The organism is Chryseobacterium sp. DZ-32 (genome assembly GCF_059587025.1).
On the sequence record NZ_JCAIOM010000001.1, the window covers coordinates 110087 to 123011 of the forward strand.

The window sequence follows — 12925 nt, forward strand, 5'->3', positions numbered from 1 at the left end:
AATGAAAAAGAATGTATTAAAAATTACAGCGGTTTTAGGTTTAACAACAGTTTTACTTAACTCTTGCGGACCAAAGGAGAACACTCCGTTGGTATATTTCCCGGACATGTATTTTCCGGTAGCTTATGATCCGTTGATGAAAGCTCAGGATGCTTACTCAGATCATGAAAATGAAATTCCTGCTTTTGTTAAAAATAATGGTGCAACAGGTCTTTCTCCGGTAGAAGGATCAGTTGCTCAGAATAAAGATGGAGTTTTTGAAGAAAGCTTATTACCTAAAAATGTTGACGAGTACAACGCAGGGTATGAAGCCTCTAAAAAACTTACAGTATCTCCTTTGAACCCAGCTAATGCAGCGAAGGATCTTGAAAGAGGTAAAATATTGTTTGATCACACTTGTGCTGCATGTCACGGTACAGGAGGTGACGGACAAGGACCTATCGTACAAAGTGGAGCATTCTCCGGAGTGCCAAACTATGCTGACAGAGAACTTACTGTAGGATCTGTTCATTATGTATTAACAAACGGTAGAAATGCCATGGGATCTTATGCGGGACAATTGAACGCAGGAGACAGATGGAGAGTAGCAATGTATGTGATGAGTGCTTTCAAAAAAGGAGCAGCAGCACCGGCAGCAGCTACAGCGGCGGCACCAGCAACAACTGAAACGACTACCGAAACTAAAAAATAAGAAAAGAAATGTATAGTTTTTCACCAAAATTAAAATCAACTTCTATAATACTTCTTGTTGTAGGTTTAGTTCTTTTCGGTATTGGTTTCTTTTTGAACAAAGGAATTTCTACTGAGAAAATAGAACAAATGATGGAAGCTGTTCATGCTTCAGGTCATACTGCTCCTACACACTCAAGTGAAATGGTTGGACCTCAGGATCACGCGGCTCACCTTGAGCATGCTACATTGCAGGTACACAACCAGCCTTTAGCAGCAATACATTTTGTAGCTGTATTTTTCTTTGGAGTAAGCTGCTGCGTATTATTCTTCTATTCTATTCAGCACGCTGCCCACGCAGGATGGCCGATCATCATTACAAGAGTAATGGAAGCTATTGCTTCTTATATCCCTTACGGTGGTGCAATCCTGGTAATCCTTATGATCTTAAACATCACTCATAATGGTCACTTATTCCACTGGATGGACCCTGAATTGACAAACCCGGATTCTCCGCATTTTGATGTGATCTTATTTGAAAAGAAAAAATTCTTAAATATTCCTTTCTACGCAGTAAGAACTTTAATCTATGTGATTGGTGCTTCTTTCTTCGCTTGGAAATTAAAAGCTCAGTCTAAGAAAGTAGACGAAACTAAATCTAAAGTAGAGTATCAAATGCTTTACAGATGGGCAGTAGGATATATTGCATTCTTCGGATTTGCTTCTGCAGCTTGGGCTTGGGACTGGTTGATGTCTATTGACCCTCACTGGTATTCTACAATGTATATCTGGTATTCAATGGTTAGCTGCCTTTCAAGTGGTATCGCTGTAATCATTCTATTAAGTGTTTATCTTAAGAAAAATGGTTTCTTACCACAGTTCAATGACAACCACTTACACGATTTAGGGGTATTCCTTTTCGCTACAAGTATGCTTTGGACGTATACATGGTTTGCTCAGTTCATGTTGTACTGGTATGCCAACGTTCCGGAAGAGGTTAACTACTTCTTCGGTAGATTCCAGCACTACTCTCCTACTTTCTTACCAATGTTGATCATCAACTTCTTATTACCATTATTGGTATTAGTGAGCAGCAGCATCAAGAGAAACTACAAAGTAGTTACTACAATGGCAGTAGTAGTAATCTTAGGACACATCTTAGACTACTTCAACATGGTAATGCCGGGAACGGTAGGACCATACTGGAACACTCCTGAAGTATTCTTGTTAATCCTTGGAGCAATCTTATTCGTAGCCGGATTATTTATGTTTACTGTACTTTCAGCTTTATCTAAACTGAAGTTGATTCCTACAGGAAACCCATTCTTACACGAATCTGAAATTTATGAGTATCCTTTCTAAGGACTTGTAACAAAATAAAATGATAAAAGACTGATTGTTAAAACGATCAGTCTTTTTTTATGCACATCAATCAACAAACTTACTATGAAAACAAAACTTTGCCTTTACACATTCTTCCTTTTGCTATGTAGTTTTATTCAGGCTCAGACCATCACCTTTGTTTCTGAAAAAAATAACAACCCTCTTCCAAGAGTTTCTGTATTTGGAAAAGACGGAACTATTTTAGCCTATTCTGATATTGAAGGTAAGATAGACAAACAATCCCTCTCGCCTTCCCAGGAGAAATTTCAGCTTGTCTACAATAATTTTCCGGTGGCCACCTTATCTTACTCAGACTTTGATCAATCCGTTATAAAAATCAATGATCAGGTAAAGGAAATTGAAACTGTCGTTATCAAAAATAACAAACCGGCAAAATATATTTTCATTAAGGGAAATTTTAACGCCTATGTAACGGTAAACAATAAGCTTAACAGCTATGCCGATGGAATTGTAACTTACATTTTTGACAATAAAACAAAAAAACTGAAAAGCTCCAATGTAGAACAATACAGAGTTTTCAGACTGGCAGACTCTAAAAACGAGAAAAAAGAAACTTCATCATGGGATTATGGGAACTCTCTGCAAATCCCAAAACTTAAAAATGTAGGAAATCCTGAAGAGTATAAAACCAAAAGAAATATCATCAGAGAATTGAAAGGCGATCGTAAAGATCAGATTGAAGTGACAGGCGGCGCCCTTCAGGAAAAAGAATTTTCATTCTTCGGATATAGATTTTATGATATCAGAACCATATTGAATATGTCGTTTGAGAAAGGATCAGAAAAAACACTAAAAGATTTCCTCGAATATAACGAACTCGTTTTTGTTAAACTAAAACATAAAAGTGAACCTGAATACAATCAGATTGCACTTTACACTAATTTCTACCCTGCGGAACTTAGTTTCACTAATGACAACGATATTGAAAAGGTAAAATTCAATAAAGATAACAGCAGTTACCAGACGTCTTACTGGCAGAATCCTTCGTTCCCGAATATGCAGACCATCTTCAGTAATTTTTTTAAAGGAGACTTAAAAGAACAACCCAACAAAAAGTAAAAATAAGATTATGGCTCCTGTGATAAAGAAATAAAATAAGTCATAAAACATAAAGTGAAAATAAAATCTAGTATTAATAAAGGTTTTATTAAATTTGCAACAAACCAAATAAAAATGAAAAAGTTTTCTTTTCTACTTGTTTTCAGTCTGTTGCTTTTTACAGCATGCAAGAAAGATCATGTAGATGCTACGAATACTAAAACACTGCAGTCAAGTATCAATGATATGACTTCCAGTTTACCAACCATTAAACAGATTAAGTTTAATGAAGCTCTTTACATCCTTAAAACATTTGGAGTAGAAGCTGATGGTGATATCAATGAGCTGAAAGCCCTGGGAAAACTGATCAACGGAAAAAAAGTTCCTGAAATCATGGCTCTGGCTGATGAAGTGGCTCAGAAAAACGGAATTGAATGGGCAAGTACTGCCCCACCATCACTGGGAGAAATGAATATCTTCGGGGATGATAAAGCAAAAGAAAGCGATCCTAATGATGTGAAAGCAGGATCACTAAGCCTTGTGACAAGACCTACAGGTGATGACGGAACCGGGGCGCCTACGGCCATTCAGATTGTTCCAAGACTTGTAGATGCAGCCGGAAACCCGGTATCTTTCACAGGTGCAGGTCTTGAAGCCACTCTTGAAGTATTCAGCAATGGTGTAAGACTAGCTACAGCTAAAAACCTGATGCAGGATAATAACTTCAAAGGATTCAATTTAAAATTCTCATCTATCCCTGCTTCAAAAGTGGTAGATAATAAAATTGACATCACGGTTTCCGTAAAAACTACGGCAAAAACTTTCAAAATGTCAAAAATCGGACTTGATGTGAATGCTGCAGCCTTAAAAGTACCTGCCATTCCAAAAACAGATTCTACAGCGGTGACAGAACAGCCAAGTGCAGTGGTGGACCCAAACAACCCTACAGCTCCTTCCGGAACAACTACAGATCCGTCAACAGCGGCTCCAACGACACCAGCAGCTCCAAAGCAGCCCACAGCAGATCCTAAGAATACGGTAAGCAAGTTTCTGAACAATGTAAGTTCCCAGAATTTAAAAGCAGCTTACGAAACCGCAAGCAATCCAAGTTGGGGAAGCTATGAGTCTTTCTCAAATCCTACTTCAGGTTTTGGATCGGTGAAGAATGTAAGTGTAAAAAATATTACAACTAACGGTACCTCTGCCAACAGTGCAAGTGTAAACGCCACTTATGATGTGACGGATAAAAGCGGGAAGACAACTTCTTTAAAAGTAACTTTCGGGCTTAAAAATGTAAACGGTGACTGGAAAATTTCCAGCTATAAAATCAATTAATAAATGGCTTCAGCAGAACTGATCAAAAAATTAGAAGAAACAATTGAAAATATCCCTGATTTTCCGATTCCGGGAATACAGTTTAAGGATATTTCACCCATCTTTTTAAATCCAAAACTTTATGAAGACGTTATTGCAGATCTTGTAGCCTTCAGTAAAGGGAAAATCGATGCAGTCTGCGGAATTGAAAGCCGCGGTTACCTTTTTGGAATTGCTATCGCTGTGGCATTGGAAGTTCCATTCATCTTAATCAGAAAAGCGGGAAAACTTCCTCCTCCTGTCATTTCAGAAACATATGACCTGGAATATGGAAGCGCTATTATAGAAACCCGTGAAGGGCAGATAAAACCCGGACAAAGAGTTTTAATCCATGATGATCTTCTGGCAACCGGAGGAACTACTGAAGCTGCGGCCAAATTAGTAGAAAAGCAAGGCGCAACAGTTTCACAGTTCAGTTTCCTTATCGGTTTACAAGGTCTGAACGGTGATGAAAAACTGAAGAAATTCGGTGCAGAGATCTACCATATTTTAAGTTATTAAGATTGATCCTAACAAGATAAATGCTTCGGCTCCGCTCAGCATGACAATGGCTGATAATTTACTGTGAGATTAAAACAGATAGTATTAGAAGTGTCATGCCGGGCAAGGTCGAAGCATCTTTTTTTAATAAATTCACCATCCAAGATTAACAATTCACAAAATTTCATTAATAATACCAACAAAGTATTTTGTAAATCTCTCAGAAACAATTAAATTTGCATTTCAATTTTTAAAAACTTATGGCAAAATTGGGAAAGAGTGCTCAGAACGAGCAAGAAGGTAAAGAAACGGTTGAGTTCTTTAAAGACCTTGACAGAGAGGCTTTAAACACTGAAAGATTTGTTGAAAAATATTCAAAGCCGCTTGGTTTTGTATTTGGAGCTTTGATTTTAGGAGTTTTAGGATTCTTTGCTTATAAGCAATTTGTAATTGCTCCAAAGAACACTGAGGCTGTAAAAAGTTTCCTTGCTGCTCAAAAGAACCTTACAGAAGGCAAAGATAAAGATGCTTTAGGTGGAAAATCTGCTGCTAATCCTGGTTTTATAGGTACAGCTAATGAATATTCTTCTACTGAGATTGGTAAACTTTCTGCTTACAATGCTGGTTTATTAAAATTCAAAGAAGGAAAATTCCAGGAAGCATATGATCTTTTGGATAAATTCTCTTCCAAAAACAAAACTTTGATGGCAATGAAGTATGGAGCAATGGCTGATGCAAAATCAGGTCTTAACAAAAATGATGAAGCTCTGTCCTTATTAGATCAGGCTGCTACAGCATCTGATGATCCTTATACAACGTATTATTTTACAAGAAAAGCAGGTATTGTTGCTTTAGGATTAAAGAAAAATGCAGAAGCTAAAAAATACTTCTCTGCAATTGACGAGAAATATCAGGACTACGACAACGGAATGTCTGATTCTTATATCGAAATGACTAAATATTATTAAAAAATGGCAACAGTTAATCTTTCCGATTACAAGCCACTTCATATAACGAATGCCGAAGATTTTTCTATCGGCATTGTTTTTTCTGAGTGGAATGATTTTGTAACTTACAATCTTCGTGATGCAGCTTTGGAAATCCTTGAAAAAGAAGGGGTAAAACCTGAAAACATCAAACTTTTCCCTGTACCAGGAGCTTTCGAATTAAGCTATGCTAGTATGCAACTTTGCAAAGAGAGAAAATATGACGCAGTAATTTCTATCGGATGTGTGATCCGTGGGGAAACTCCTCATTTTGACTATGTATGCTCTGCAGTAGCGCAGGGAATCAAAGACTGTAACATCATGACGGACACCCCTACTATTTTCTGTGTATTAACAGATGATAACAAAGAACAATCTATTGCAAGAAGTGGTGGTGATCTTGGGAACAAAGGGGTGGAAGCAGCCGTTACAGCGCTAAGAATGATTGATTTCAAAAAGAAATTATCTGATAAAAAGGGGAATATCGGTTTCGGACACTCTTAACTTTTTATTCACTTTAACAATATAAAGGGGCTATTTTTAATAGTCCCTTTTTTATTAGTATATAAATAATTCATAAATCTTATTAATAAAAAGGATGTTTTTCTTTTTTTCCGTCAAAAGTTCCCTACAAAAACTATCTTTGTGAAAATTAATAAAGACAGACAATACATGTTTTTAAAAAAAATAAAACCCTTCCTGTATTTAGGAATTTTCTATCTTATTATTTCGTTGATAATAAGAACCGTATTCTTTTTTCATCCTATTACTACTGCTAGTTTTGGATTTTTCGAAGTTGTAAAAGTTTTGTTGATCGGTCTGGTGAATGACATTTTTGTGTTCATATTGGCCAGCTCCATTCTCGCCCTTTACTTCCTCTTTCTTTCCAATTCAAAATATAAAAAGCCTTACGGTTATAGTATTTTGGGAGCATTAGTTCTGTTCTTCCTCTATATCTGGCTTGTTCCCAATAATATTTTCAAGCAGTACGGAGGCTCTATTATGGAGATTGCTCTTATTTTCGTAGGAATTAAGACCCTTTTCTTCGGATTGATGCTGTTCCTTCCTGCACAGAGAATTAAGATCCGTAATATATTATATTTCATCACATTACTGTTATATGTTCTTCTGATCATTTTCAACGGAGTAAGTGAATATTTTTTCTATAATGAATTTGGAGTTCGTTATAATTTTATTGCTGTAGATTATCTTATCTATACCAATGAGGTGATTGGGAATATCATGGAAAGCTATCCGGTTATTCCGCTGTTTTCTGCCATCATGATTGTTACCCTGGTCATCACATGGTTTATTTATAAGAAAACAAAAGATGAGCTTCTGGAACTACCAGATTTTAAACAAAAAATGGTGCTGCTGGGTAGTTTTATGGTACTTTGTGCGTTGAGTGCACTGGCAATACCATCCTTGATGCAAATCAGATCCGACAATGTTTTCGCAGACGAAATTGAAGCCAACGGACTTCCTAAGTTCTACTGGGCGTTTACCCATAATGAACTGGATTATTTCCAGTTTTATTCACAGATTAACCAACAGCAGGCTGAAAAGAATTTCTTAAGCCAGTATCCACAACCTACTTTATCAAGAGCTGTTGTTGCAGAACAGCCTGAAGTGAAGAAAAACGTAGTATTGATCTCCATTGAAAGTCTTTCTGCAGATTTCATGGAACATTATGGCAATACCCAAAAAATTACTCCTTTCCTGGACAGTCTTGCTGATAAATCACTCATGTTTACCAATCTGTATGCAACCGGAAACAGAACGGTACGCGGACTGGAAGCTTTGACATTATGTATTCCTCCTACAGCAGGGGAAAGTGTCATCAAGAGAGATGATAATAAAAATAAATTCACAACCGGAAGTGTTTTTAAATCCAAAGGATATGATGTTAAATTTTTATATGGCGGATACAGCTATTTTGATAATATGCAGGATTTCTTCGGAGGAAACGGCTATGGTATCGTAGACAGAAATAACTTTAAACCTGAAGAAATTACTTTTGCCAATGTTTGGGGCGTTGCTGATGAAGATATGGCCAGAAAAGCTATTCAGATAATGAATGCTGAAGCTAAGTCAGGAAAACCGTTTTTCAATCATTGGATGACAGTTTCCAACCACAGACCATTTACCTATCCTGACGGAAGAATTGATATTCCGGGAACGGCAAAATCCCGTGAAGGGGGTGTAAAGTATACAGACTACTCTCTTAAGTTGTTCTTCGATATGGCTAAGAAACAAGACTGGTACAAGAATACGGTTTTTGTTATCATTGCAGACCATTGTGCATCCAGTGCGGGAAAAACGGAACTTCCGATGGATAAATACAGAATTCCTGCTATGGTATTTTCTGAAGGATTTATTCAGCCTCAGAAATTTGATGCGCTGATGTCGCAGATCGATATAATGCCGACCGTTTTGGGCTTATTAAACTTCAGCTATCAGTCTAAATTCCTGGGTCAGGATGTGTTCAAACCGGAATTCCAGCCTAAAGCGTATGTGGCAACCTATCAGGATCTTGGATTTATCAAAGGTGAACGTTTGACCATTATTTCGCCGGTAAAAAAGGTAAAACAATATTCTTTGGAACTGGAAAAAAGTGATCTGAAACCTGAGTTTAAACTATATTACGACGAAAAATTATTAAAAAATCCAGATCAGAAACTGGTGGATGATGCTGTATCAGCTTATCAGTCTACCTCTTACTGGCTAAAAACGAAACAACTCAACAGATAAATATCTAAATATTTTCGCTTATAATCTGGCGTAAAATATTTAAATTAACCCATAAATTTATTAGTATGAAATGGACAGACGACAGAGGCGGAAACGTTGATGACCGCCGTGGTTCAGGAGGCGGAAGTGGCGGTATGATTGTAGGAGGCGGACTCGGAACTTTAATTATAGCAGCCATCGTATTCTTTTTGGGAGGTGATCCATCCGGTATCTTGAATTCCGGAGGCATGCAGCCTTCAGGAAATTCCGGAGAACAGAGAGAGCTTACTGCCGATGAAAAACAAATCGGAGAAATGGTCAAAATGATGGACGCATGGAATAGCCAGACCTGGAATCAGATTTTCACAGAAAATGGCATGACCTATACCGATCCAGGAATTGTTCTTTTCGAAAATACAACATCTTCAGCATGCGGTACGGCTCAATCTGCCATGGGGCCATTCTATTGCCCGGCCGATCAGAAAGTCTATATGGATATGAGTTTTTTTGGTGAACTTCAGCAAAAATTCGGAGCTAAAGTAACAGAATTTACGGTAGCTTATGTTCTTGCGCATGAAGTAGGACACCATGTTCAGACCCTTTTGGGAACTACACAGAAAGTGGATGCGCTAAGAAGAAGCGGAAGATATTCCGAAGAGCAGATGAACAAAGTATCCGTTGCGACAGAATTACAGGCTGATTTCTATGCCGGAGTATGGGCAAAAAGAACCAATGACAGCAAACATATTCTGGAACCCGGAGATATTGAGTCTGCCATAGATGCTGCCGAAGCGGTTGGCGATGATAATATTCAGAAAAGAGCACAGGGATATGTGAATCAGGAAAGTTTTACCCACGGCTCTTCTGCACAGCGTAAAGAATGGTTTATGAAAGGGTACAACACCGGAGATATCAGACAGGGTGATACTTTCAACCAGCTATTAAAATAGTTTTTATCAAAAATTATAATGATATAAAAAAGCGGTCTTAAGTCAAGACCGCTTTTTTATTTATTGCAATTCGATCGGATTAGAATTTTTCTTAGCCTCTTCTTTCACCCTTTCTTCCATTCTTTTTCTCATATCAGCAGGATTTTGGTTTCCGCCGCCGGAGCCTCTTCCGCCTCCGCCTATTCTTATTGTATTAGAAAATCCACCTTGTCCACTGCCACTTTGGCTCATAAACGACATCGGATCAGCTTTAAATTTTTGCTGCTGTTTGATATAATCTGTTCTTTTTACTTTCAAAGTATTTCCAAACTGGTTCAAAGCCGGAAACTCAGCAATTTTATAGTTTTTCATAAGATCAAAAGAATAATCTCCTTTATCATCTTCCACTTTTACAATCAACCCCGGAAGTCCTCCGAACTTATAAGGTCCATCCTGATAAGGAAGATCTGTTGTAAACCATGCCGTCCATTTTCTTCCACCAAAATCAGTTTCAGCTTTCTGAACTTTATACTCGCCGATTTTTCTCGTTTCTGGCTCTATTTTCCAGTTCAGTGGTCTGTCTTCTTCATACGAATAGAGATCACGCCCGATTCTGTCTTTAAAATAGGTCTTTTGATTGGTTTTATCTTTTTCAATGGAATAGCTGATATTCGTTTTCAATCCTTCCATCTGATCTCTGTTGATGCTTGCTCTTCCGCCTCCGCTCTGAAATGCTTTTTGCATAATAGAATCTCTTTTGATTCTGTTTTCAGAATAAAACACAGATTTTTCCGGAGAAATATCCAGATAAGCATTTTCAGTCTTGATATCTGTTTTATTTTCAGCATCAGGCTTCATCGTCACCTGATATACGAATCTGTTGGTTTGTGCAGAAACATTCTGTATGAAGAGCGCCAATGCGATAATACCTATTTTTTTCATTTATATTTTTATTTATTGAGCATTATTAAAAGAAAGATTTATTGTACTTTATTTTTGACAAGTTTTCTCCCTTATTGCTTGATTATATGTCTTCCTTATAGATTTAAAATACGATTCAAGGTTAAAATTATGAATAAAACCTTAACAGAAAACGGCTCAGTTTATCTTTTTTTAACATCATTTATCCTCTGATAAATTGCTATTAATATCATAATCATTAAAATAGACATCTTCGATTTGAGATTGCGGAAATTAGTTTGTATTTTTGCATCATTAAATCATTCTAAATAAATACAATGATAAAAGTATCAGACCATGCAAAGGAGAAAGCCATCCAGTTAATGACGGAAGATGGTTTTAACCCTGCTGAAGATTATATAAGAGTAGGGGTAAAAAGCGGCGGATGCTCTGGTTTAGAGTATGTTTTAAAGTTTGACAACGAAAAAACAGACACAGATCAGATTTTTGAAGATAATAACATTAAAATTATTATAGATAAAAAATCCATCCTTTATTTAGCAGGAACAACTCTTGAGTATTCAGGAGGATTGAACGGAAAAGGGTTTGTTTTTAACAACCCGAATGCATCCAGAACATGTGGATGTGGGGAATCATTTAGTCTTTAGAGAAAAGACATTAGATCCTAGATTTCAGACCTCAGAGCTATTCTGACTTCTGAAATCTAATCTGAAACCTAAAAAAAAATAATGAGTAAATATACAGAAGACGATCTAAGAGTCGATCTAGAAAATAAAAAATATGAATTCGGTTGGGAGACGAAGATTGATTATGAAGACTTCCCGACTGGTTTAAACGAGGATATCATCCGTGCGATCTCTGCTAAAAAAGAAGAGCCGGAATGGATGACTGAATGGCGATTGGAATCTTTCAAAATCTGGCAAAAAATGGTAGAGCCTGAGTGGGCTAATATCAAATATGAAAAACCGGATTTTCAGGCAATCCGTTACTATGCTGCTCCAAAAGTAAAGCCTGAACTGGCAAGCCTTGACGAAGTAGATCCTGAACTATTGAAAACATTCGAAAAGCTAGGGATTAATATCGAAGAGCAAAAAAGACTTTCAGGAGTTGCTGTAGATATCGTAATGGACTCAGTTTCTGTGAAAACCACTTTCCAGGATACACTGGCAGAAAAAGGAATTATTTTCTGCTCGATCTCTGAGGCTATTAAAAACCACCCTGATTTGGTAAGAAAATATCTTGGAAAAGTAGTTCCGAGAGGAGATAACTTCTATGCAGCATTGAATTCCGCAGTATTTTCTGACGGAAGTTTCTGTTATATTCCTAAAGGAGTAAAATGCCCGATGGAACTTTCTACTTATTTCCGTATCAATCAGGCAGGAACAGGACAGTTTGAAAGAACGCTTCTTGTAGCTGATGAAGGAAGTTATGTATCTTATCTTGAAGGATGTACAGCACCGTCAAGAGATGAAAACCAGCTTCACGCAGCGGTTGTAGAGCTTATCGCTTTAGATAATGCTGAAATTAAATATTCAACGGTACAGAACTGGTACCCGGGTAATGAAGAAGGTAAAGGAGGTGTATTCAACTTTGTAACGAAGAGAGGACTTTGCGAAAGAAATGCAAAAATCTCCTGGACACAGGTTGAAACAGGTTCAGCTGTAACATGGAAATATCCTTCTTGTATCTTAAAAGGAGACAATTCTATCGGAGAGTTCTACTCTATTGCGGTAACCAACAACCACCAATATGCAGATACAGGAACAAAAATGATCCACATTGGAAAGAATACCAAATCAACGATTATTTCAAAAGGTATTTCTGCCGGAAAATCACAAAACTCATACAGAGGACAGGTAAAAGTAATGCCTTCTGCAAAAGGAGCCAGAAACTTTTCACAATGTGACTCTTTATTGATGGGTAATGAATGTGGAGCTCATACTTTCCCTTATATTGAAATCAAAGACCCTACGGCACAGTTAGAGCACGAGGCTACGACTTCAAAAATCGGGGAAGACCAGATTTTCTACTGTAACCAGAGAGGTATTGACACAGAAAGAGCTATTGCTCTGATTGTAAATGGTTTCAGTAAAGAAGTTTTAAATAAACTTCCAATGGAATTTGCTATTGAAGCACAGAAACTACTTGAAATTTCACTAGAAGGTTCGGTAGGTTAATCTTTTAAAAGGATTTTCAGATAAAAACCAACTGATTTAAAGGCAAGGTTTTCAGAGTTTTTATCAGATGATCAACCGTTATCAACGGGAAATAAATTGTAATCTTCACAGGAGATTATTAGTAAAATAAAATATAAAAAGCTTCTATGTCCGCTGAGGAAATACTTCAGTTAAAGACAAAGTGAATACACAATGAGAAGCTCACACAATTATAAAG

At 37.1% G+C, this 12925-nt stretch carries 12 protein-coding genes; 11 read left to right on the plus strand and 1 reads right to left on the minus strand.

The genetic code is table 11. The features are described 5' to 3' along the window. Position 1: 1 nt before the first annotated feature. The 9 genes from AC59HC_RS00450 to ypfJ all read left to right on the plus strand — a co-directional run bounded on the left by AC59HC_RS00450 (position 2) and on the right by ypfJ (position 9631). Positions 2-691: a c-type cytochrome gene (locus tag AC59HC_RS00450; protein WP_110009109.1), complete on the plus strand. Its 690-nt coding sequence runs from the start codon at positions 2-4 to the stop codon at positions 689-691. A gap of 8 nt (positions 692-699) precedes the next feature. After that, positions 700-2031, plus strand: coding sequence for a hypothetical protein (locus tag AC59HC_RS00455; RefSeq protein WP_034691800.1), 1332 nt, complete (start codon positions 700-702; stop codon positions 2029-2031). 84 nt (positions 2032-2115) lie between these two features. Continuing rightward, a complete protein-coding gene (locus AC59HC_RS00460) occupies positions 2116-3132 on the plus strand; it encodes a hypothetical protein (RefSeq protein ID WP_496557792.1) in 1017 nt (338 codons plus the stop codon). 114 nt (positions 3133-3246) lie between these two features. Beyond that, complete coding sequence (locus AC59HC_RS00465) at positions 3247-4446, plus strand: hypothetical protein (RefSeq protein WP_496557793.1); 1200 nt, start codon at positions 3247-3249, stop codon at positions 4444-4446. Between the two features lie 3 nt (positions 4447-4449). Continuing rightward, positions 4450-4986, plus strand: coding sequence for an adenine phosphoribosyltransferase (locus AC59HC_RS00470; protein WP_227941205.1), 537 nt, complete (start codon positions 4450-4452; stop codon positions 4984-4986). A 239-nt stretch (positions 4987-5225) separates the two neighbouring features. After that, positions 5226-5933 carry a YfgM family protein gene (locus AC59HC_RS00475; RefSeq protein ID WP_062673110.1) on the plus strand — a complete coding sequence of 236 codons (708 nt, stop codon included), beginning with the start codon at positions 5226-5228 and terminating at the stop codon, positions 5931-5933. Positions 5934-5936: 3 nt separating this feature from the next. Continuing rightward, on the plus strand, positions 5937-6455 hold the full coding sequence (gene ribH, locus AC59HC_RS00480) for a 6,7-dimethyl-8-ribityllumazine synthase (RefSeq protein WP_034691815.1): 519 nt from the start codon (positions 5937-5939) through the stop codon (positions 6453-6455). A gap of 168 nt (positions 6456-6623) precedes the next feature. After that, positions 6624-8702 carry an LTA synthase family protein gene (locus tag AC59HC_RS00485; protein WP_482399140.1) on the plus strand — a complete coding sequence of 693 codons (2079 nt, stop codon included), beginning with the start codon at positions 6624-6626 and terminating at the stop codon, positions 8700-8702. Positions 8703-8767: 65 nt separating this feature from the next. Continuing rightward, a complete protein-coding gene (gene ypfJ, locus AC59HC_RS00490) occupies positions 8768-9631 on the plus strand; it encodes a KPN_02809 family neutral zinc metallopeptidase (protein WP_496557794.1) in 864 nt (287 codons plus the stop codon). Between the two features lie 60 nt (positions 9632-9691). Here ypfJ and AC59HC_RS00495 read toward each other — a convergent pair whose 3' ends face one another. Continuing rightward, the gene (locus AC59HC_RS00495) at positions 9692-10552 is read right to left on the minus strand and encodes a GLPGLI family protein (protein ID WP_496557795.1); all 861 of its coding nucleotides are present in this window, start codon (positions 10550-10552) and stop codon (positions 9692-9694) included. 296 nt (positions 10553-10848) lie between these two features. On the opposite strand from AC59HC_RS00495, the gene AC59HC_RS00500 reads away from it, so the two are divergent. Both AC59HC_RS00500 and sufB read left to right on the plus strand, forming a co-directional pair. Then, on the plus strand, positions 10849-11178 hold the full coding sequence (locus AC59HC_RS00500; RefSeq protein WP_062673099.1) for a HesB/IscA family protein: 330 nt from the start codon (positions 10849-10851) through the stop codon (positions 11176-11178). A gap of 81 nt (positions 11179-11259) precedes the next feature. Further along, positions 11260-12708, plus strand: coding sequence for a Fe-S cluster assembly protein SufB (gene sufB, locus AC59HC_RS00505; protein ID WP_062673097.1), 1449 nt, complete (start codon positions 11260-11262; stop codon positions 12706-12708). The last annotated feature ends 217 nt before the right edge of the window (positions 12709-12925 follow it).